This window comes from Chryseobacterium sp. BGARF1 (assembly GCF_001677955.1).
GTDB lineage: Bacteria > Bacteroidota > Bacteroidia > Flavobacteriales > Weeksellaceae > Chryseobacterium.
In genome coordinates, this window is record NZ_LELA01000058.1 from 49,043 (window position 1) to 70,914 (window position 21,872).

Sequence of the window (21,872 nt, forward strand, 5' to 3'; positions counted from 1 at the left end):
TTAAATTATTGAACGATGCAGGTTTTAAAATTAATTAAAAAATATTCACAAGGGAATGTTTATCAGAGTTTCTTACTTGCTTTTTCACAAAGCATCGTAGCTTTATATTTTATAGGAATCGATTTTATTTTTTCAAAAAATTTAAGTGTAGTAAACTTTGGAAAGTGGAAACATCTCATATTTGTTATTAATTTATTAATACCGCTCATGTCTTTTGGGATTTCTGAAGGTTACAAGTACTATTTAGCTAAAGAAAGGAAAAGAAAATGGATGTTTGCAAACACCTTTTCATTTTATCTAATTATTTCGTTAGTTTTAGTAGTGATAATTTCGATAGCCAATTTAACAAACTATTTAGGATGGGTTGATCTCAAAGAATATTATCTTCTAAGCTTTTTACTCCCACTTGCTTATTTTGTATTTGCAATTAATAAAACGCTCAGATATGCATATATAAACGATGGCAAAGTTCAATTGCATACCAATATTACTTTGATTGGTTTTGTTGTTACGGGGATATTTTTATTGTTGACGTATTTGTATTTTGATAGGATATCTACAAATTATCTCTATGTAGGAATTATACTGTACATATTAGTTTATCTACTTCCAATAGCTCATTTAATTGTAAAAGGAAATTTTATTATTACCACAAAATGGATAAATAAAGACTATTTTGCCAAAGTACTTAAGCAAGGACTTCCACTTTACTTAGCGACCTTTATTGGAACTTTGACTCTAAATACCGCAATGCTGATTGTTAATACATTTGAAAATGCGGAAACATTTGCAATTTTTTCTGTAGGAGCTTTAGAGATACCGATTTTTGCAATGCTTAGTGCTGCATTTTCACAGAGAATTTATCCTGATCTTGTGAGAATGATTACAAATAATGAAAAGGAAAAAGCAAAGAAACTTTGGATGAAAACTACCCTTCAGATCTCATACATCACTTATCCTTTGATTATCCTGCTTATGTTTTTTGCAGAGGAAATCATATACTTCATTTACAGTCCGAAATATGAAGAATCTGTATTTTTATTTAAAACCTATCTGCTGATTGGTTTGTTTAGGAATAATTATTACGGGGCATTGATAACGGCAGCCGGACAAACTAAATACATATCTTTGTATGCGATTATTATGCTGGCTACAAATGCAGTACTTTCCTTGGTGTTGTACTATTTTTTTGGTATTTCAGGAGTGGTGTTTGGAACGTTGAGCGCAACGATAATATTAGCGTTTTTACAACTCTATCATGAAAAATTGATTAAAGATTATGTCTATAAATTTCTTCTCAATTATAAAATATTAATTTTAATGGCATTAATAATTTTAATTTATTTAATAAAATGAAAAACATATTTAAAATATTCTATTTCATACCCCTTATCAAAAAAACTTTTGAACGTAAATACTATGCAACAGGAGTTGGAACTTATCTTGTAAATATTTTTTTTAAATATATTTTAAGAGTGAATAACGGTGATTTTCTTTTTCATTTTACATCTCGAAGTAATAGTCCGCATAAGATACGAATTCAAGGTAGTGAAAAAGCAAGTTCAGTTTACTTGTGTTTCGCAACTTCTGGAGGATGCTATTATCAAGCTATTAATGGAATAGAGATAGGTGAAGGAACCTTGTGGTCATATAACTGTTCCTTTATCAGTGCCAATCATTCGGCTGAAAATTTATCTAAGCATGATTTCTCTGAGCCAATTCGAATTGGTAAAAATGTTTGGTTAGGTGCAAATTGCGTAGTACTTCCGGGAGTAAGCATCGGAGATAATTCTATTATTGGGGCAGGTTCCATAGTTACTAAGGATATTCCTTCTAATGCTGTAGCAGTAGGAAATCCCTGTAAAGTAATAAAATATCTAAATGAAAATAATTAAGGCTTTTGAAAATCTGCTGATTCTATTTATTAAATACCCTAAAATCTACGTTTTACAAATTTGATTTTGGCAGTGTATCATTTTTCTACTATAAATTTAAATTAAAGGAAATGAAATAGATGCTAAAACAAAGAATGGCGAATGAATTATTTATAATAAGAAATGTGGATATAGGAAAATGTAACTTGATAAATAGGTTAACAATGGTGGCAGTGGAATGATGAACAGATGAAAAAAAATAAGGAATTCTTTAAAAAACATAGAAAGTAATTCATGGATTTTGAAATAAAAAAAAACATTTTAATAATTGCATATGCTTATCCTCCAAATAATGTTGCCGGTGCTCAGCGACCGCATGCTTTAGCAAAGTATTTGGATAAGGCTAAATATAACGTAAAAGTTATTACATGTAAAAACCCGGATTTGCCAATGGGGGAAAACCTAGATTTTGACCCACATATTGATGGTGTGGAGTTAATACAAGTTAAGAGCAAAATAGGAAGTTCCGCAAGTAAACTTCGTCAAAATAATCAAATAAAAAGCAATATAAAAATTTTATCAAAGCTGAAATTATTTCTATTTAAAACTGCACAGCGACTGATTTTTCCAGACAAAGGAATGTTTTGGTATCCGGAAGTGAAATCATTTTTAAAGAAGAATAATGAATTGGTTAAAAATACAGATGTGATTTTTTCAACATCTCCTGGTGTTACCAATCATAGAATTGCATCGTTTATAAAAAAGCAAAACAGCAAAGCAAAATGGATAGCCGATTTTCGTGATTTTAATTATGTTGAGCATTGGGAATTTAAAAGTGGTATCAAAGCAATTTTACATAAAAAGCTTGAAGCATCCATTATCCGTAAAGCTGACGAGGTAACTTTTGTTACCCAAACCATGCAAAAAGCATATCAGAAATTTTATCCGAAGCATGACCAAAAAATGCATTGCGTTTACAATGGATTTGACAAATCAGACTTTCCTGAAATGGTTCAACAGCTTAGAGATACTGAAAAATTGAGTTTTTTTTATGCAGGCAGTTTTTACAACGGACTGCGTTCTCCTTTTCCATTGATGCAGCTTGTAGATAAAGCAATTCAAGATAAAATTTTGTCTACTGATGATATACAAATACGCATTGCAGGAAACATTGAAGAGGATATAAAGCAGCAGATGGAAAGATTTGAATCCAATCAATGTGTAAATTTTTTAGGCAGTATTCCCCGTACAGAGGTGATAAAACAAATGTCAGAAGCAACTTTTTTATGGTTGATTGTAGCCAATATCAAAGCCCATTATCAGACAATTCCTATAAAGATTTTTGAGTACATAGCAGCCCGTAAACTTATTGTGAACTTTGCTCCGGCGGCGGCAGAATCATCTCAGATCATCGAGGCTAATAATTTGGGATTTAACTTTGACACATTAGAATTCAATCTGGAAGAAGCTTATATTGACTTCACGCAATTGGTGTCAGATTTTAAAAATGGATATTATAACAAGCCTTTACCGGTAGAAAATTTGGATTCCTTTGTATGGGATAACCAAATCAAATTAATAGAAAATCTTTTTTAACAAACATGTACAAGAAAATAGCAGGGTTAGGTTTTCCATTATTTTTTATATTACCCATAGCGGGTTTTATAACTGCTTTGCTCGATATTCGTTCAAAATCAAGTGCTTTTGTTTATGTAGGTTTCGCAATGCTATTCGGGTATGCAATTTCATTTTCCGATCCTTCTGCAGACTCCTACCGTTATGCACAATCTTTCAGTCGTTTTGATAATACGCTTGATTCTGATGCTATCATTGCCTTGTATCAAAATGGAGAACTCAGAGATTTGTACCGTCTCCTATTGTTCTACATCACATCTATTTTTACGACTAACCCAAAAATCATGTATGCGTTTGCGGGGTTGGTATATGGAATTTTTAGTTATTTATCTTTAAGAATTTTTGTAAACGAAAGAGGTAAATATTGGGATGTCTTTACTTTCATATTAGCCTTGGTGTTTTACACTTATATTTCTTTATCTAACATTAATGGTTTTAGATTTTGGACAGGGGCCCTGATTTTTTTCTATGCGACGTATAACTATATAATTAAAAAAAGAACAGTTGGGATTTTAGGTATTTTGGTTACTCCTTTGTTCCACTATGGTTTTATACTTATCGTGCCCATTATGATTTTGTATCGATTTATACATCCTTTATTTTATAATAAAAAAGGTGTAATGCCGGTACTTTTTTATATATTCATAGCAACCTTTGCTGCTTCTTGGTTTTTAAGTACAAATTCCATCAATATTGGTTTTTTGGCAGACTCCGATTCTTTAGGCGCAGCAGGAAGCAGGATGAATAGTCTTAACACCCAAGACATGGCAAACCTTGTGGAAAATAGGAGAGATAATTCTTTATTTTTAGGCGTTCAAAAGTATTTTGATTATGGGATTAAGATTTTTGTATTTATAAGTATATTATTCCTTCATAAATTATTAAAACGCATGAAAGGCGATAAGACAGAATATACTAGTTTTTTTGCTTTTGTTTTATTCTTTTATTCATTTGCATTCATAGCCACTTCTTTTCCTTCAGGAGCAAGATTTATGAACATCGCCCATTTATTTTTGCTTGTTTTTCTGGTTAAAAATTATGCTATTTACAGGGCAAGAAGAATGAAAAATTTAATAATGTTGGCATTACCCGCATTTTCCTTTAGTATCGCATTTACCAATTTTATGCTTCCTTCACTCATTTTAACCCCCACATTTTGGTATGGAAATTTTTTCTGGACTATACTTGAAGGATGGGGATTTCGTACCTGATTAATTATGAAAAAGATTTATACAACTCTACCTGAATTTTTACAAAATATAATATTAACTATTGTAAATAATTATAAGTATTATCAAAAATATAATGTTATTCCGTTTATAAGACCATTTTCGAAAATTATTGAAAATTTAAACGTTGATGATTTTAATGATAATAATACATTAAATAGAATTAATTTACTGATTAATTATGCAACAAATCATGTTCCCTATTACATCAGGCATAAAAATTATTATAAGAAAATAAATAATTTATCTGATTTAAAACAACTTCCAATATTAAAAAAAGAAACATTGAAAGAATTTAACCAAGAATTTATTTCAAAAGAAAGCAACCGTTTTAATTCTTATAAATATCGAACCAGTGGTTCTACTGGAACTCCTATTTTTGGATCAATCAAAAACTCCGAATTAAAAATGCGATTAACGATGTTCCTAATTTCGTTAAAGTTAGGAAATGTTAATTATTCAAAACCAGTAGCAAGATTTCCAGGTGCTGATTTAGCTAGAAATGGTAAAGTCTATAGACAAGATTTTATTAATAAACATTTGTTGTTTTCGATATATCATCTTTCAAATGATAAGATTTTTGACTATTATAATGCTTTAAGAAAATTTAAAATAGAAATTTTAGAAGGCTACCCGTCCACGATTATTTCATTAGTTAGGTTATTAAAAATGAATAATTTAAAATTGCCTGATGTAAAGCATGTATTGACTACAGCTGAAAAATTATTAGATTATCAAAGACAAGAAATCGAAGATTTTTTTGAATGTGAAATTTTTGATTTTTACGGTTCATCTGAAGGTTCTGTATACATGTTCTCAAACGGTAAGAATGGTTATTTAAATTGTAATAAAATTGGTTACTTTGAATGTGTTGACGAAAATTATAGTCAAGTAAAATTTAATCAATCAGGAAGAATGTTAATTACCAGTTTTAGTAGTTCATTCACTCCCCTCATTCGTTATGATATTGGTGATTATGCTACCATTGATTCAGAAGTCAACTCTGTAATTAGAGTTAAAGAAATACAAGGAAGACAAGAAGAAATATTTATTACTCCACAAGGTAAAGCTTTTGGTAGGTTTTCGTTAATTCTTAAATATCTGCCGAGTCAAATATTAGAATCGCAATTAGTCCTTACCCAACAGCAAAATACCGTGCTTGTCGAATACGTTTGCAAAGATCAATTAGATAAGAGTCTTTTTAATGATTTTGAAGATAAAATGAAATCCCTCCTGGAAACTAATTTTGTTTTTGAATATAAAGCAGTTTCTAATTTTGAGAAATCAAAAAGAGGAAAGCTAAGTGCAGTAAAAATTTTAAAATAAAGTTAAATTTTTCAGGAGAATTATTAGCCTCAAACTATGATTAATATTAAATTTATCCGCATTACAACAGTTCCAATATCTTTAAAAATCCTTTTAAAAGGACAACATCGTTTCATGTCACAACATTTTGAGGTTATAGGTATTTCTTCACAAGGAAAAGAATTGAACGAAGTACACGATGAAGAAGGAATAAAAGTTATTCCAATTGATATGTCTCGTAAAATTACTCCATTACAAGATATAAATTCACTTTGGAAAATGTACAAATTTTTAAAGCAACAGCAACCTCAAATTGTACATACCCATACCCCAAAAGCTGGAATAATAGGAATGTTAGCTGCAAAATTGGCAGGAGTTCCTATTCGACTACATACGGTTGCTGGTCTTCCATTGATGGAGGCTGTTGGAAATAAACGAAAAGTGTTAGATTTTGTTGAGAAATTAACGTATTCATCTGCAACTAAGGTTTATCCCAACTCAAAAGGGTTATATGACTTTATATTGCAAAATAATTATACTTCAATTGATAAATTAAAAGTGATTGGAGAGGGGTCTTCAAATGGGATTGACACTATGTTCTTTTCTTGTCAATACTTTTCGCAAGAAAATCAAGCACAACTAAAAATGAAACTAAACATTCAACAAGATGATTTTATTTTTGTATTTGTTGGACGTTTAGTAGGTGATAAAGGAATTAACGAATTAATAGAAGCTTTTTCACAACTCAAAATTCATAATGCAAAACTATTATTGGTTGGACCTTTAGAAAGCGATTTAGATCCTTTAAGATTTGAAACATTAAAGAAAATTGAATCTAATGATAACATCATCAGTGTTGGTTTCCAGAAAGATGTACGCCCTTATTTTGCAATTGCGAATGCTTTAGTTTTCCCTAGTTACCGTGAGGGCTTTCCAAATGTAGTAATGCAGGCTGGAGCAATGGGTTTGCCGAGTATTGTTTCTAATATTAATGGTTGCAACGAAATAATCATAGAAGGAGAAAACGGAACGATAATTCCTGTTAAAGATTCTGAAGCTATAAGATTAGCAATGTTAAAAATGATAGAGGATAAAGAATTTTATTTTAAACTCAAAGAAAATTCTCGCTCAATGATACAATCTCGATATGAGCAAGCTGTTGTTTGGCAAGCTCTGTTAGAAGAATATACACAATTACTTAAAGAAAAGAAACTTAATGTATAAATTTATATTTAAAAGACTTTTTGATTTTATATTTGCTTTCTTAGGGTTATTGATTTTAAGTCCATTATTTATCGTTGTAATGATTGGGCTTTATTTTGCGAATGATGGGAAGCCGTTCTTCTTTCAGCGTCGCCCGGGTAAAAATGAAAAGATATTCAGCATCATCAAGTTCAAAACAATGAATGATAAAAAAGATGCAAACGGAAATCTTTTATCTGATGCTGAACGTTTAACGCCAATTGGAGCATTTGTGCGCAAAACTTCTTTAGATGAATTGCCGCAATTGATCAATGTTTTAAAAGGAGATATGTCTCTAATAGGACCAAGACCTTTGCTACCACAATATTTACCATTGTATAGCGAAAATCAGAAAAGACGTCATTTAGTACGACCTGGGATTACAGGATGGGCACAGGTAAACGGAAGAAATGCAATTTCGTGGACAAAAAAGTTTGAACTTGATGTTTGGTATGTTGATCATATTTCTTTTACAACAGATTTAAAAGTCTTTTTTACCACCTTTAAAAAAGTTTTTAAAAGTGAGGGAATATCACAAGAAGGTCAGGCGACGGCAGAAGCTTTTAATGGAAATAATTAATTTTTGCATGTAAATTAATGGTACTGTTTTATAACAATTTTTTAATACATTCATCTATCAACCAAAAACTAACAACCAACAACTACTTATGTATTTATACGGAGCCAGTGGACACGGAAAAGTAATTGCAGAAATTGCAGAAGATAAAGATATTCTGATCGAGGGATTTATTGATAAGGACCAATCTAAAACAAAGCTTCTCGATTATCCTGTTATGCATAATGTACCTAATCAGCACATAAAAGCAATTATATCTATTGGGAATAATGAGGTCAGAAAAAAGATTGCGTCAGAATATAACAGTTTTCAATATGTAACACTTGTACACTCTAGAGCTATAATCTCAGGAAGAGCCAGCATAGGAGAAGGAACCGTAATTATGGGCGGGGCAACAGTAAATTCAGAGGTCAACATCGGTAAACACTGCATTATAAATACCAATGCGTCAGTTGATCATGATTGTACCTTGGAAGATTTCGTTCATATCTCTCCAAACGCATCACTGGCTGGAGATGTCTACATCGGTGAAGGCAGCCATATCGGGATAGGGGCTGTAATTATTCAGGGTATACGTATAGGTAGGTGGTGTACCGTGGGCGCAGGAGCTGTTATCATAAGAGATGTTCCCGATGGAGCTACAATCGTGGGAAATCCTGGAAGAATTATTAAAAACTAAAACCTTATTAATTCTTATTTTTATTGTCTAAAAAAACAGTTTTATTAGGTTTTGAGATTTAACATAATTTAATTTTATATTGGTATTGTTGTGTTTTTATTGAATGAATTATTGTTTATATGTGAAAAATACATATATTTGATTGAATTTAAATAAAAACACAATGACGACAAAACAAACCAATCGGCTAGAAATGGCCAAAACCCTGAAACAACTTTTTTCTGTTGAGCAGACAGCATACGCAGAAAATAATCCTCTTACCGCGAGAGTGGCAGAGCTGAATACCCTCATTGAAAACATTGATGGGATAGCTGGAATTCAGAACATCGATACTATAGCAAATACTTCTCTCAAAACAAATGCTAAAGCACGGATGATCAACCTCACTGTAGCTTATGCCAACACCGCAGCAGATTTTTTTGACGGCAAAGACAGTCCTTTGGCTAAACAACTCACTGTAAATAAGTCTAAAATACAACGCCTGAGTGGGGTAGAGGCAAAGATCTATTGCGATAAGTTGTACAAACTGGTGGCAGGTAATGAGGTAAACCTTAACCCTGACTATGTAACCACTGCAGAAATGCAGGAATGGCAGAATGCTATCACAAATTTTGACGCCAAAGCATATGATGCCGGCCTCAGCATAGATACAACACAAAATGCCACAAGGGAACTTGATGAAGAGTTTAAAAAGCTGAAACAATGCATTACAAAAATTGACAGGCTTATGAAAAAATATGATATACTGGATCTTTCATTCTACGGAAAATTCAAAATATCAAGAAAAGTTTCTGATCTTGGCACCCGTCACGAAAATGAACTTCCTCCTGAACAAGTATAAAATAAAATTCAAACATAATCTAATAAATATCGCTTGAGATATACATGACAAAACCCCATTTCAAATGGGGTTTTATATTTTAAATTACAGACTACGGAAAAGATTTGGTTTAGATTGCCAAATGAAGTTTTCGCCCAAAAACTAAACGAAAACTCCAGTGTTGCATTTATGACTTGAATCCACATTTCTCATCTAAGAGAATATTTAAATTTTAGTAAATAATTTTGTTATTGTTTTGCACTTAATTTTTTAAATTAAAATAAACTTGTTTATACTTATTAGTAAGATTTTCAATTATGAATGTCCGTAAATAGTAATAACTTAGTTTTTAACGATTTATTTGTCATTCCGCAGGAATCTCAAATAGTCTGAAAATGAAGTAGTTTAGATTCCTACCGGAATGACAAAATGACTGCTGATTTTAATGTATAATAAAAACGGATATACATTATGTTTTTTTAAGCTAAATAGCCTTAATTTCTTAATGTTAAAAGGAATTTAATTTTTAGAGTCTAAGAGTAAATGGATAGAGTAACTCTAAATTGCTAGTTAAGCAGCTGATTACCAAATTTAATCATCTCTCACTTTTTAAATCATAAAAATAGCTTGCGAGCTGTACGGATAAGTTTGCGAGTGAGACAGATCTGTTTACACAACTGACAGATGGTTTTGCGGTTATGACAGATGTATTTGTACAGCAGACAGACGGTTTTGCGAAGTGTACAGATAAGTTTGCGAGTGAGACAGCTCTATTTACACCATAGACAGATGGCGTTGCGATTATGACAGATGCATTTGTACAGCAGACAGACGGCTTTGCGAAGTGTACAGGTAAGTTTGCGAGTGAGACAGCTCTATTTACACAACTTACAGATGGCTTTGTGAAGTGTACAGATATAATCACGTACTGAACCGATGATTTTGTGATATGCAAAGATAAGCTTGAGAATAAAAGAGATGAACTTACACAACAGTACTATGAATTTTTGAAGCCAATAGCTTACTAATAAACCTAATAATGTGAGAATTTTTTTCAGCACAAAAGCTACAATTTTCACTTTAGCTGCTTCAATAATTTATATGATAATTTTTTGGGGGGCATAGTGATTTATCTTTTTTAGTGAATGTCTGTAATTGGTAATAACTTTATTTTTAACAATTAGTTTGTCATCCTGTAGGAATCTAGACTGCTTTATTTTCAGTGTGTCGAGATTCCTACGGAATGATAAAATGACTACTTATTTTAATGTATTATTAAAAACGGATATACATAATTAAAAAAATATAACGAAAAGATTTATATATTCTTTAAAATAAAGTTTTAGATAAAATACATCAAAGATAGAAAACAGGTAAAACAGTTGCAAATAAAGGATTTGCAACTGTTTTACATTTTTTGGTATTGCAGTTAAAAGCAAGAAAAACGCAAGGAATTACAAAATTTCGGTTACCAAATCGTTACTTTAAAAAAACCTTATAATATTTGTATTTGATTGTTTTTTCAGTTTATTGCATTGTGTTTCATATTGTTTCCCAGCTCGATAAATTTTAATTTAACATTAAGAAATTTGAGTTATGGAAACGACAAAAAGATCAACATTCAAGGTATTGTTCTACCTTAAAAAGAATGCACCCAAGAAAAACGGAATGGTGCCTATTATGTGCAGGATAACCGTTAATGGCAAGCAATCCACATTTAGTGCGAAGCTTGATATTTCTGCTTCTACTTGGGATTTGAAATATGGCAGGGTTTCGGGCAAAAGGAAGGAAGCACAGAACCTCAACACCAAACTTGACAGCATCCGTATGGGTATTGAAAAGTGCCACTCAAAAATTATGGAGAGTGATGGAAATGTAAATAGCGATAAGCTGAAAGATGTTTTCCTTGGTATGCAAACCGGAGAGCTGACATTTTTCAAATTCTATGATAGATTTGTACTGGATTTTGAAAAAAAGGTAGATAGCGGACTTCGGGCTTACGGAACGCTTGGAAAATACAAGAGCCTTTTGATACACCTCAGAAGTTTTGCCCGTTCAAAATATAAAAGTGCCTATATTTCTTTTAATACTATTGATTGTGAATTTATTCAGGAATTTGATTACTATCTTCGTAATGACCAAAGTCTGGGACACAATACCATTTGGGTTTATATGATCGGGCTAACAACTGTGTGCCGATTGGCAATAAGCAGAAAACATCTTTCCAGCAACCCGTTCAGCGAATACAAGAATACCAAGAAGGACAGGGATCGCGGCTATCTGCTACGAACTGAATTGGAACAGCTCGTTAATTTTGAATGTGCAAAAAAGAAAGACGAATTGGTAAAAGACCTTTTTGCTTTCAGCTGTTTTACCGGGCTTTCCTATTCTGATATGAAAGGATTGAAGAAAAGCAATATCCAAGATTTTTTTGATGGACGAGAATGGATTATCATTCGCAGGAGAAAGACAGCCACTTCATCCAATGTGATGTTGTTGGATATTCCAAAAATGATTATCAGCAAATATGAAGGTCTTTCCCAAAATGGGCTGGTATTTCCTGTACCTTCCAATAGTGTCTGTAATGAAAGCCTTAATCGGATATCCCAGTTGATTCAGTGTCTTGAAAACAAAAAGGTAACGTTCCATTTGGCACGGCATACGTTTGCCACTCTTTTTCTAAGCGAAGGCGTTCCGCTTGAAAGCCTAAGCAAAATGATGGGACACAAGAATATTGCAACTACTCAAATCTATGCAAAGATATTAAACGAAAAAGTGGGAAAAGATATGGAGAAGGTAGCAGAAAATTTCAAAGGAATGGAGAGTTCTTTTATTTCTCAATTCTAATAGGTATTGAATTAAATGAAATTCTAAGACATCTAAATTATTCTTATCAAATATTAGAAAGGCTCAACTGATAAGTTGAGCCTTTTTATGAATTAAGTAATATTCCTAAATTATTTGTTGATTAATTTTTCAAGCCTTGCCATCATTTCATCTTTTTCTTTCAATATACGCTCGAATAAAACAATTTTTTCTTCGTGAAGTTTTTTTAACTCTTCAATAGAATTGAAGTTGAATGTAGAATTAGGATTTCCTACACAAGCATTATCTCCAAAAGTATTCGAAATAATATTTATTGCTTGTTCATCATCAAAGTTCTGGATAGCTTCAACTGGAATTTTCAATGCATTTGAAATCTGCCTTAGAATACTATCTTCAATTACATCTTTTTGCTCCAGCATAGAAATTTTCTTCTGATTCCAGTCATCTCCCAGATCAAAAGCCAGTGCTTCCTGCTTGATACCAAGCATTTCCCTGAAGCGTTTTACATTTCTTCCCTGATGTATTTTCTGTTCCATAACGAGTACCAATTTTTTGAAAGCTCAAAGATAAAGCCATTTGGATTAAAAAATCTGAATTTCAAAGGTAAAAAAAATATACTGTAAAATATCCATTTTGACAGATATTATATCCGAATTCAGTATAGATTATCCTTTCCAAAGGATAGAACTTCGATGAATAATATTAAATCTTGTCACTATGAAAAAGAATAAAATATCTTTTGAAACGAATTTTTGGTATGTCTATGAGATAGAAAATCCTTTTGAAGTAATTGATGCTTTTTTTGATTATGCAGATCTTGATTCCTATAAGCAGAGATTGGCAGAAGCCGTTCTTTATATCAATAAGCAGGAAGTTTACAAAAAAGAGTATCCAGGACAGGTATTTGTTTTCTATACCACCCTTCGATCTTTTCTTAAAGCTTGTTTTTGCCTGCAATACAAAGGAAAAAAGTGGAAAGCCAAACAGACATCTGATTGTAAATCGATTCTCCATCAAGGTTCATTGACAAAGGAAGAGTATGCTAATCCGTTTACCGTATTCCAAATTGCATTTGCAGATAAATCACTAGATGAATTTGATTTTTTTCTATGTGAAGTCATACATATATCATTATCCCCAAATGTTGTAGAATTTGATTATGACCTGATCACGCCCTATATCCATTTGCTCAAAATGCTCGATGCAAGCCAGCTGATGCGTGAAAGAGGTCTTGAAAAGATAAAAAAGAATAACCCTCCTTTAGAATAATATATCCAGTAACGGAATAGAATATCTTTCAGCGCATTCCCAACTTTACTAAAGCTAAATTTTTATAATATGGAAAATAATAAAAACTTTAAGAAAGAAATAAGGCTTGTAAAATCGGTCAAACAGGCGAAGACAGTATTGAATATGTTACTGCAAGATTCAGAAAAGCTCAATTTAGAAAAGGGAATTTCAGGACTTCTGGAAAAATTAGAAAATCCCAAGCTCGATTTATTGCTGGACAGGTATCCCGAACTTTTGCAGGAATACGGACTGGAAGAGATACTTTCTGACGAACTTGAAATTCCTGATGCGGAAACAAGCGATGTGAAGACGGCAGGACTTTTCTCTTGTCTTCAGTTACTGATGCATTTTTGTTATGAACTTAAGGAAAATCCAAATCCCAGCGATGATCGTTATGACAGTCTCAGATATATTTTGTGTTCAATAAGTTCCGAAAAGTTTGTACACGACCTGCTGATTATTACCGTTTCAGTTGTCGGAGTGGAATATTACGAAAAATTCCAGCAGAGAATTCAAAACTTGGATTTAAGCTTTGAAAGCGCAAAGGGTCTGGAAAATGATCCTGAGTTGCAGGAACACATTGACCTTATGGCTTGGTTTGCATTAGTCAGGCTATTTTTAGAGTCGGTCTATACCTATTTCAATATTCCAGATCAAAACCTTAATAACCGTACATTATGAAAACTTCAAAAAAACTCACATTTCCAAAACTCGATAACGAGTTTGTAGAAAATATCCTGAGACAATTGGTCAATCAGTACAGTGTTATTCAGATATTTTTTAGCAAAAATCATTCATCCGTATTTTCGCATCTGATTATCCATATTGAAAAAAATAGCGATGCGCAAGAGCTACAGCAAAGCAGATGGGTAAAGAAAGTTAGAAATCGCTATCAGATCGATGTGTATTTCATCGACTCCGTAAAGTTTCATCATAAATTTTCTTTGGGTCACCCTTTTTTTGAATTCTACTGTCAGCCTTCGGCAGTAATCTACCAAAATGAAGAATTAAGAGATTTCCCCATCATTACAAGGGAATGGAAAAAATACAAGGAAAAGCTCAATGCTTTTCAAGAAAGGTTTTATCACGATCACGATCTTCATCATTTACAAGTCCAAAATCTCATATCGGAAGGTGCGTCAAACAGTGTTTTTACATCCTATGCAAGATTGATAGAATATAACCTTGAGTATTTGGAAGAGCTTTACTCAGGAAATAATCTTAATTCGCTGGATATGGATGAAAGAATCAATTATATGATTGAATATATTCCTGAAATCCAAAAATACTTTGTAAAAAATAGCCATGGCAAATATTATCTTACTGAACTCTTTGTAAAAGCAAAAGAAGCAACTGCCGATGATGATGCAATATATAAAAATGAGATGTACGCAGCAGTTGGAATTGCTGAAAAAAAAATTTACGGTCTGATCGAAAGACGTTTTGATGAATTAAAGAAGCTGATAAAAAAAGAAACATTGCAAGTACGAAAAGCTTTGGATCAGATTGATGAAAAACCAAAAAATGTAATTCTTGAAATTGCAATTGAAACCATATTAAATTCTGCTGAAGTCGAGCAGATTTACTTGTATCATCAAATGACTTACGGTGAAAAAACCACCTATTATTTCATGCTGATAGCTACAGGAGCGAGTAATGAAAAATTAAGCCTGATAAGTCAATCTCTTAGGAGTAAAATGAATGGGAAATATGACTTTGTGTTATTAAGCCACAACCGTTGCTGGATACAAAATAACTTGTATCAAAATCAGAGTTTCTTTACTAATATTATTCAAAAGAAATACCTCGTATATTCATCTAGCCCATACCATCCAGAATTTCATTTGGAGGTTCCTCACTATCCTTACCATGCTGACTTGTACTTTCATTATATATCAACCAGGGACAGTGCTTTCCAGTTTTTTGAGATATTCAATAATTCTAAAGAAAACTATCAAGGTTTAGAATATCTTTTCTCATTATTTTTTCTATCATTTTGCAGAACATATATTTTTGTAAAGACATATTACTTACCAAATTATCTGTCCAGTCAATCACTATGGCTATTATGCCTTTATGCAGATTCCGACATTCGAAAGTATCAATACTTGATAGAGCATTTCTGGACAGATTTCTTTCCTTATTTAGACAGAAATATGGCTATTCATCATAAGTTATCAAAACTTGATATAGAAAAGGCCGCCCAAATGAATGTTATCGTTGAGAAACTGATGTATGAATTGCATAATCTGGTTATTGAAGGCAGATTATTGTCTGACTTTGAAAATGAGAAAAATTTATAGAAATACAATTGCTAATATCAAATCAATCGTTTTGCAAACTTTTAAATAACTTAAGCTTAGCAAAATCTTTTGAATCTTTTGTGGTTAAAAAAATATTAAGTACTCAACTAATTGAAATAATTATATCTCTTTTCCAAGCGAAATCCAAAATTCGCCGGAGTCAAATGCCATTAACAACTAATAATTAACAATTAACAATTAACAATTTTAAAGGAGAACTTAACACTTGTTTCCGGAATTAGAATTAAATTTGGGGGCAATAAAACGAAATATCATGCAAAGTAAAATATGGCTTTCTTCTCCACACATGGGAGGTAACGAACAAAAATATGTTAACGAGGCCTTTGATGCCAATTGGGTAGCTCCATTGGGTCCAAATGTAGATGGTTTTGAAAAAGACTTAGAGAGCTTTTTAAATAATGATGTTAAAGTAGCCGTTCTTTCTGCGGGTACAGCGGCGTTACATTTAGCTTTGATTGAATGTGGAGTAAAGTATGATGATGAAGTGATCTGTCAGTCGATGACGTTTTCTGCTTCGGCAAATCCAATTGCGTATTGTGGAGCAACTACGGTTTTCATAGATTCAGAGAAAGATACCTGGAATATGTGTCCTATTGCTTTGGAAGAAGCTATTCAGGATAGAATTTCAAAAGGGAAGAAGCCCAAAGCAATTATTGTCGTTCATTTATACGGAATGCCTGCAAAAATGGATGAAATTACTGCCATTGCTGAAAAATATGAAATTCCTATCATTGAAGATGCTGCAGAAGCATTAGGTTCTACTTATAAAGGAAAAGCTTGCGGAACATTTGGAAGATTTGGGGTACTTTCTTTCAATGGGAACAAGATCATTACGACTTCCGGTGGGGGGGCATTGGTTTGCCATACTCAGGAAGATAAAGATAAAGCCGTGTTTTTATCGACACAGGCTAGAGATAATGCTCCTCATTATCAGCATTCTCATATTGGGTATAATTACCGTATGAGTAATATTGTTGCTGGTATCGGTCGTGGACAAATGGAAGTTTTAAATGACAGGGTGGAAGCACGCAGAAAGATGCATGATTTTTATGTTGATGCTTTTAAAGATATTGATGGCATAGAGGTTTTCTCTGAACCTAATGAAGAGTATTACTCCAACCATTGGTTGTCTGCCATTGTAATTGATGAAAACATAACAGGAAAAAATCGTGAAGATTTGAGATTGGCTTTTCTTGAAGACAATATAGAATCAAGACCACTGTGGAAGCCAATGCATTTACAACCCGTTTTTGCAGATGCTTCCTATTATGGAACTAATGTAGCAGAGAAATTATTTGATGATGGGCTGTGTTTGCCTTCGGGGTCTAATTTAACAGATGAAGACAGAGCTCGCATTGCCATAAAAATAAAAGAAGTATTTTCGAAATAAATATAATTCCCTTTAATTCTAAGTTAAAGGGAATTTTTATCTTTGTTGCTTTTGAGAAATGTAATTGATTTTACAAGCTTTATTAATTGTTTTCAGTTTACTTGATAAAATCTGAAACCAAATAAAAATATTTATGAATGAGGTTTTTCAAAGCTCTATGTTCTTTTCATTTCCAAAGTTTAAACCTATTTTCTATATTTACATATTGTTTTAGAAAATAAAATAATATGCACTACGCAACTTATGAAAGTTAAGATAAATTTCTATTGTTAATGAAAATTCAAAATAAAATACTTTTGATTACTGGCGGAACCGGGTCATTTGGAACTGCTGTGCTTAATCGCTTTTTACAAACAGAACATTTTAAAGAAATCCGGATTTTTTCACGTGATGAAAAAAAGCAGGATGATATGCGTAATTTCTATAAAAATGATAAGATAAAATATTTTATTGGAGATGTGCGAGATTATAACAGTGTAGATTATGCAATGAAAGATGTAGATTATGTTTTTCATGCAGCAGCTTTAAAACAGGTGCCATCATGTGAATTTTTTCCTATGCAGGCTGTAAAAACAAATGTGGAAGGAACACAGAACGTTATTCGTGCTGCATCTTCAAATGGAGTACAGAAAGTGATTTGTCTCTCTACAGATAAAGCGGCTTATCCTATCAATGCAATGGGGATTTCCAAAGCAATGATGGAAAAGGTAGCAGTTGCAGAAGCCCGAAATTTAAAAAACACTGTAGTTTGTTTAACCCGTTACGGAAATGTAATGGCATCAAGAGGATCTGTGATTCCTTTATTTTTAAATCAGATTGAGAAAAATGAAGATATCACGATTACTGATCCTAATATGACTCGTTTTCTGATGTCACTGGATGAAGCAGTAGAATTGGTATTGTTTGCATTTGAACATGGAAATCCCGGAGATTTATTTGTTAATAAAGCGCCAGCTGCAACAATTGGTGATTTGGCTAAAGCTGTTTTAGAATTAAAAAACGCAGATAATAAAATCAAAATTATAGGAACAAGACATGGTGAAAAATTATATGAGACACTATGTACTCGTGAAGAAATGATGAATGCCGAAGATATGGGCGATTTTTATAGAATCCCATCAGATAACCGCGATTTAAATTATGCTAAATACTTTTCAGAAGGTAATCAAATTGAAACCACAATAGAAGATTACAATTCTCATAATACAAAAAGAGAAGATGTGGAAGGAGTAAAAAGACTATTGAAAAAATTAGATTTATTTCAATAATAAACATGGAATTTTTAAAAGGTAATTTTTTTCAAGACAACAGAGGTTGTGTTTCTTTTAATAATACATTAAATCTTGCTCTTACAAAAAGAATGTATGTTATAGAAAATGCAGATATAGATATTTGTCGTGCTTGGCAAGGACATCAAATTGAAAAAAGGTGGTTTGTTGCTGTTAATGGTACATTTGAAATAAGAATAGTTAAGATTGACGATTTTGAAAATCCTTCAGATGATTTGGAGCCTCAAAGTTTTATATTGAAAGGTCAATCGATGGATTCACTCTTTATTGAAGCTGGTTTTGCATCATCAATACAGGCAATTGAATTAAATTCCAAACTCGTTGTTTTTTCAGACCATCATTTAGACGAAATAAAAGACGATTATAAATTTGACTCCCAAAAATGGAAACAGAAATAAAATGAAAAGACTAAAAGTAGTTACGATATTAGGTACAAGACCAGAAATTATAAGATTAACAGAATGTATAAAAAAATGTGATCAGTATTTTGAGCATATAGTAATACATACTGGTCAGAATTATGATTATGAGCTGAATGAAATTTTTTTTGAAGATTTAGAATTGCGCAAACCAGATTACTTTCTAAATGTTGCAGGAGAACATTTGGGCGAGACCATAGGAAACGTAATTTCAAAGTCATATGAAATTTTATTAAAGGAAAAACCTGATGCATTATTAGTTTTAGGAGATACAAACAGTGTATTGAGTACAATTGCCGCAAAAAGACTTAAAATTCCGATTTTCCATATGGAAGCAGGAAACAGATGTTTTGACCAAAATGTTCCGGAAGAGATTAATAGAAAAATTTCTGATCATATAAGTGATATCAATCTTACCTATACAGAAAACAGCAGACGTTACCTTCTGAGTGAAGGTTTTCGTAAAGATCATGTTTTTGTTACAGGTTCACCGTTGAAGGAAGTTTTAGATAAATATCAAAACAAAATACAGCAAAGTGATGTTGTGGAACGTTTATCTTTAAAAGAAAATAATTTTATAGTTGTAAGCGCTCATAGAGAAGAAAATATTGATTTGGATAATCACTTTGAAATATTGGTAGACTCAATCAATGCCGTAGCTGAAAAATACCAAATGCCAATTATATTTTCTACCCATCCCCGTACAAAAAACAGGATAGAAAAAAATAATATTAAGTTTCATCCGCTCATTCAAAATGTAGCTCCTTTAGGCTTTTTTGATTATGTGAAATTACAGAGCAAATCTTTTATTGTTTTGTCTGACAGCGGAACGATAAGTGAAGAATCTGCGATGATGGGATTTCCTGCAGTAAGTATAAGAACAAGTACAGAAAGGCCGGAAGCCATTGATGCAGGAACAATTGTTCTTGGAGGAATTTCTAAAGATCAAATGCTCAATGCTATTGAAATTTCAAAAGGATTATTTGATTCTGATATTAAATTGCCGTTTGAGTATGAGGTAACAAATACTTCTGATCGTGTTATTAAAGCAATTCAAAGTTATTCTGCTATTGTAGATAAAGTAATATGGAATAAGAGATGAAAAAAATACTCATTATAGGGATTAAAGGAATGGCGGGGCATGTCATTTACAATTACCTTAATAAAAATACAGATTATAAAGTATTTGGTATCGCAAGAAATATTGCTGAAAATAATCAGGAAATATCTCTTGATGTTTCAGATACAAGAAAGTTAAAAGAGATTATAGCATATCATAATTTTGATGTTGTAATTAATTGTATCGGAATTTTGAATAAAGATGCAGAAGATAATCCTTCTAAAGCAATTTGGTTTAATAGTTATTTCCCGCATTTTTTAGAAGAAATCACAAAAGAATCGCAAACTCAGATTATACATATCAGTACAGATTGTGTTTTCAACGGCAGAAAAGGAAATTATGCAGAGAGCGATTTTAAAGATGGTGAAGGGTTCTATGCTCAGTCTAAAGCTTTGGGGGAAATTACCAATGATAAAGATCTTACCATACGTACTTCTATTATCGGACCGGAACTTAAAAACGGAATTGGCCTGTTTCATTGGTTTATGAATCAATCGGGTGAAATTAATGGATATACATCGGCATCTTGGAGTGGGGTAACCACATTAGAATTAGCTAAAGCAATACAATGTGTGATAGAAAATCCATTACAGGGATTAGTGCACCTCACTAATGGTATTCCTATTAGTAAATTTGATTTGGTTAATTTATTTAAAGATATTTGGAATAAAAATCAAACAACTATTCTACCTTACGAAGGAAAAAATGTTGATAAGTCTTTACAAAAGTCAGAGCTATTGAAGTACGAAGTTAAAAGCTATAAAGACATGCTTATTGAGCAGAGTGAATGGATGAAAGAATTTTCATATTTATATAATTATTAATTAAACAAATATTATTAAAAAGAATAGTCTTTGCTTGATGAAATTACAAATCGAGTAAGTAATAATTTATTTTAATTAAAATTAATATATTATCACAACAGCTTGCTTTACATGAAGTAAGCTGTTTTTTTTATTATTAATATGCTATATAAAGGTTAAATCCCAAAACTGAGAGTCAAAATCTTTCCTTATATTTACCATTCAGTTTATTGTTTGATGAAAAAATACCCATGGTGGAAAGCTTTAATGGACTACGGATTAAGTTTCGTAGCAATTATTGTTTTGCTGCCTATTTTCTTTATTCTAGTAATTTTAGCATCTTTAGATACAGGGTTTCCAGGTATTTTTAAACAGGAAAGAGTAGGTAGATTTGGTGATGTTTTCGTCATTTATAAGTTCAGGACCTATCACAGTAAAAGGCATACGAAATCTAATTTTGGTCAATGGATGAGGAAAACAAAACTTGATGAATTACCTCAGTTATTTAATATTCTTAAAGGCGATATGTCTCTAGTAGGACCCAGACCGGATATTCCAGGGTATTATGATCAGCTAAAAAATGAAAATCGATTAATCCTTAGCCTAAAACCCGGATTAACGAGTGAAGCAGGAATTAAATATAGAAACGAAGAAGAAATTTTAAATCAACAGAAAAATCCGTTACAATACAACGACGAAGTTCTTTTTCCGGAAAAAGTGAAAATGAATCTCGAGTATTATCATCAGCTTTCTTTTAAAAATGATATGTATATTTTACTTAAAACTTTTTCAGCTTTAAGATAATGGTATAGATAGAATGATTAAGTTTATAAAAGAATCGGTGTTAAAAACCTATTGATAATTGTCATTTTTTTAGATATTAAAATATTGACATCGTTATCGAGATAAAAACAAATGCTTATTTTAGCTTATTAAGAATGTAGCTTAACTACTTAATGAAAAATATTATATTGTTGCTTATAATTCTCTTGATGTATTCAATAATGAGGTAACAAGCGATTTGTAATTTATGACTTCTGAAAGAAAATT

20 protein-coding genes are annotated in these 21,872 nt (G+C 31.9%); 19 read left to right on the forward strand and 1 reads right to left on the reverse strand.

The annotated features are described in order from the left end of the window. Positions 1-15 precede the first annotated feature (15 nt). The 10 genes from AB671_RS12080 (at position 16) to AB671_RS12125 (ending at position 12,208) form a co-directional block, all read left to right on the forward strand. Positions 16-1,356, forward strand: a complete 1,341-nt coding sequence (locus AB671_RS12080) for a lipopolysaccharide biosynthesis protein (protein WP_066677500.1) — start codon at positions 16-18, stop codon at positions 1,354-1,356. Then, positions 1,353-1,895, forward strand: a complete 543-nt coding sequence (locus tag AB671_RS12085) for a DapH/DapD/GlmU-related protein (RefSeq protein ID WP_082987297.1) — start codon at positions 1,353-1,355, stop codon at positions 1,893-1,895. Before AB671_RS12080 ends, AB671_RS12085 begins: the two co-directional genes overlap by 4 nt. A gap of 273 nt (positions 1,896-2,168) precedes the next feature. Next, positions 2,169-3,470, forward strand: coding sequence for a glycosyltransferase (locus AB671_RS12090; RefSeq protein WP_066677502.1), 1,302 nt, complete (start codon positions 2,169-2,171; stop codon positions 3,468-3,470). Positions 3,471-3,475: 5 nt separating this feature from the next. Beyond that, positions 3,476-4,720, forward strand: a complete 1,245-nt coding sequence (locus tag AB671_RS12095) for an EpsG family protein (RefSeq protein ID WP_066677504.1) — start codon at positions 3,476-3,478, stop codon at positions 4,718-4,720. A 6-nt stretch (positions 4,721-4,726) separates the two neighbouring features. Beyond that, complete coding sequence (locus tag AB671_RS12100) at positions 4,727-6,064, forward strand: phenylacetate--CoA ligase family protein (protein ID WP_066677506.1); 1,338 nt, start codon at positions 4,727-4,729, stop codon at positions 6,062-6,064. Between the two features lie 36 nt (positions 6,065-6,100). After that, on the forward strand, positions 6,101-7,267 hold the full coding sequence (locus tag AB671_RS12105) for a glycosyltransferase family 4 protein (protein ID WP_066677507.1): 1,167 nt from the start codon (positions 6,101-6,103) through the stop codon (positions 7,265-7,267). Continuing rightward, entirely contained in the window at positions 7,260-7,865 is a 606-nt protein-coding gene (locus AB671_RS12110; protein WP_066677508.1) for a sugar transferase, read from the forward strand. Before AB671_RS12105 ends, AB671_RS12110 begins: the two co-directional genes overlap by 8 nt. 88 nt (positions 7,866-7,953) lie before the next feature. Then, positions 7,954-8,541, forward strand: coding sequence for an acetyltransferase (locus AB671_RS12115; protein ID WP_066677509.1), 588 nt, complete (start codon positions 7,954-7,956; stop codon positions 8,539-8,541). Between the two features lie 163 nt (positions 8,542-8,704). Next, positions 8,705-9,382 (forward strand): hypothetical protein, encoded by a 678-nt coding sequence (locus AB671_RS12120; protein ID WP_066677510.1) that lies wholly within the window; start codon positions 8,705-8,707, stop codon positions 9,380-9,382. 1,575 nt (positions 9,383-10,957) lie between these two features. Further along, the gene (locus tag AB671_RS12125; protein ID WP_066677512.1) at positions 10,958-12,208 is read left to right on the forward strand and encodes a site-specific integrase; all 1,251 of its coding nucleotides are present in this window, start codon (positions 10,958-10,960) and stop codon (positions 12,206-12,208) included. A gap of 110 nt (positions 12,209-12,318) precedes the next feature. On the opposite strand, the gene AB671_RS12130 is transcribed toward AB671_RS12125, so the two are convergent. Further along, complete coding sequence (locus AB671_RS12130; protein ID WP_066677514.1) at positions 12,319-12,723, reverse strand: helix-turn-helix domain-containing protein; 405 nt, start codon at positions 12,721-12,723, stop codon at positions 12,319-12,321. Positions 12,724-12,904: 181 nt separating this feature from the next. Here AB671_RS12130 and AB671_RS12135 point away from each other — a divergent pair, with 181 nt between their 5' ends. From AB671_RS12135 to AB671_RS12175, 9 genes are all read left to right on the forward strand, one after another. Next, positions 12,905-13,456 carry a hypothetical protein gene (locus tag AB671_RS12135; RefSeq protein WP_066677515.1) on the forward strand — a complete coding sequence of 184 codons (552 nt, stop codon included), beginning with the start codon at positions 12,905-12,907 and terminating at the stop codon, positions 13,454-13,456. A 69-nt stretch (positions 13,457-13,525) separates the two neighbouring features. After that, entirely contained in the window at positions 13,526-14,158 is a 633-nt protein-coding gene (locus tag AB671_RS12140; RefSeq protein ID WP_066677517.1) for a hypothetical protein, read from the forward strand. Then, positions 14,155-15,780: a hypothetical protein gene (locus tag AB671_RS12145; RefSeq protein WP_066677519.1), complete on the forward strand. Its 1,626-nt coding sequence runs from the start codon at positions 14,155-14,157 to the stop codon at positions 15,778-15,780. Before AB671_RS12140 ends, AB671_RS12145 begins: the two co-directional genes overlap by 4 nt. Before the next feature lie 274 nt (positions 15,781-16,054). Beyond that, positions 16,055-17,191, forward strand: coding sequence for an aminotransferase class I/II-fold pyridoxal phosphate-dependent enzyme (locus AB671_RS12150; protein ID WP_066677520.1), 1,137 nt, complete (start codon positions 16,055-16,057; stop codon positions 17,189-17,191). 272 nt (positions 17,192-17,463) lie between these two features. Further along, positions 17,464-18,459, forward strand: coding sequence for a polysaccharide biosynthesis protein (locus AB671_RS12155; protein WP_066677522.1), 996 nt, complete (start codon positions 17,464-17,466; stop codon positions 18,457-18,459). Between the two features lie 5 nt (positions 18,460-18,464). Further along, complete coding sequence (locus AB671_RS12160) at positions 18,465-18,878, forward strand: WxcM-like domain-containing protein (protein WP_082987298.1); 414 nt, start codon at positions 18,465-18,467, stop codon at positions 18,876-18,878. Between the two features lies 1 nt (position 18,879). Beyond that, complete coding sequence (gene wecB, locus AB671_RS12165) at positions 18,880-20,001, forward strand: non-hydrolyzing UDP-N-acetylglucosamine 2-epimerase (protein ID WP_066677526.1); 1,122 nt, start codon at positions 18,880-18,882, stop codon at positions 19,999-20,001. Beyond that, positions 19,998-20,843 (forward strand): dTDP-4-dehydrorhamnose reductase family protein, encoded by an 846-nt coding sequence (locus AB671_RS12170; RefSeq protein WP_066677528.1) that lies wholly within the window; start codon positions 19,998-20,000, stop codon positions 20,841-20,843. The genes wecB and AB671_RS12170 overlap by 4 nt, the downstream gene beginning before the upstream one ends. Before the next feature lie 216 nt (positions 20,844-21,059). Then, a complete protein-coding gene (locus AB671_RS12175) occupies positions 21,060-21,626 on the forward strand; it encodes a sugar transferase (RefSeq protein ID WP_066677529.1) in 567 nt (188 codons plus the stop codon). Positions 21,627-21,872 lie beyond the last annotated feature (246 nt).

Excerpts from the sequence above, each read along its gene's own strand:
- AB671_RS12160 (WP_082987298.1), top strand. The coding sequence starts at position 18,465 with ATGGAATTTTTAAAAGGTAATTTTTTTCAAGACAACAGAGGTTGTGTT.
- AB671_RS12125 (WP_066677512.1), top strand. The coding sequence starts at position 10,958 with ATGGAAACGACAAAAAGATCAACATTCAAGGTATTGTTCTACCTTAAA.
- AB671_RS12085 (WP_082987297.1), top strand. The coding sequence starts at position 1,353 with ATGAAAAACATATTTAAAATATTCTATTTCATACCCCTTATCAAAAAA.
- AB671_RS12105 (WP_066677507.1), top strand. The coding sequence starts at position 6,101 with ATGATTAATATTAAATTTATCCGCATTACAACAGTTCCAATATCTTTA.
- AB671_RS12110 (WP_066677508.1), top strand. The coding sequence starts at position 7,260 with ATGTATAAATTTATATTTAAAAGACTTTTTGATTTTATATTTGCTTTC.
- AB671_RS12145 (WP_066677519.1), top strand. The coding sequence starts at position 14,155 with ATGAAAACTTCAAAAAAACTCACATTTCCAAAACTCGATAACGAGTTT.
- AB671_RS12095 (WP_066677504.1), top strand. The coding sequence starts at position 3,476 with ATGTACAAGAAAATAGCAGGGTTAGGTTTTCCATTATTTTTTATATTA.
- AB671_RS12135 (WP_066677515.1), top strand. The coding sequence starts at position 12,905 with ATGAAAAAGAATAAAATATCTTTTGAAACGAATTTTTGGTATGTCTAT.
- AB671_RS12080 (WP_066677500.1), top strand. The coding sequence starts at position 16 with ATGCAGGTTTTAAAATTAATTAAAAAATATTCACAAGGGAATGTTTAT.
- AB671_RS12155 (WP_066677522.1), top strand. The coding sequence starts at position 17,464 with ATGAAAATTCAAAATAAAATACTTTTGATTACTGGCGGAACCGGGTCA.
- AB671_RS12090 (WP_066677502.1), top strand. The coding sequence starts at position 2,169 with ATGGATTTTGAAATAAAAAAAAACATTTTAATAATTGCATATGCTTAT.
- AB671_RS12100 (WP_066677506.1), top strand. The coding sequence starts at position 4,727 with ATGAAAAAGATTTATACAACTCTACCTGAATTTTTACAAAATATAATA.
- AB671_RS12150 (WP_066677520.1), top strand. The coding sequence starts at position 16,055 with ATGCAAAGTAAAATATGGCTTTCTTCTCCACACATGGGAGGTAACGAA.
- AB671_RS12140 (WP_066677517.1), top strand. The coding sequence starts at position 13,526 with ATGGAAAATAATAAAAACTTTAAGAAAGAAATAAGGCTTGTAAAATCG.
- AB671_RS12170 (WP_066677528.1), top strand. The coding sequence starts at position 19,998 with ATGAAAAAAATACTCATTATAGGGATTAAAGGAATGGCGGGGCATGTC.
- wecB (WP_066677526.1), top strand. The coding sequence starts at position 18,880 with ATGAAAAGACTAAAAGTAGTTACGATATTAGGTACAAGACCAGAAATT.
- AB671_RS12120 (WP_066677510.1), top strand. The coding sequence starts at position 8,705 with ATGACGACAAAACAAACCAATCGGCTAGAAATGGCCAAAACCCTGAAA.
- AB671_RS12175 (WP_066677529.1), top strand. The coding sequence starts at position 21,060 with ATGAAAAAATACCCATGGTGGAAAGCTTTAATGGACTACGGATTAAGT.
- AB671_RS12115 (WP_066677509.1), top strand. The coding sequence starts at position 7,954 with ATGTATTTATACGGAGCCAGTGGACACGGAAAAGTAATTGCAGAAATT.
- AB671_RS12130 (WP_066677514.1), bottom strand. The coding sequence starts at position 12,723 with ATGGAACAGAAAATACATCAGGGAAGAAATGTAAAACGCTTCAGGGAA.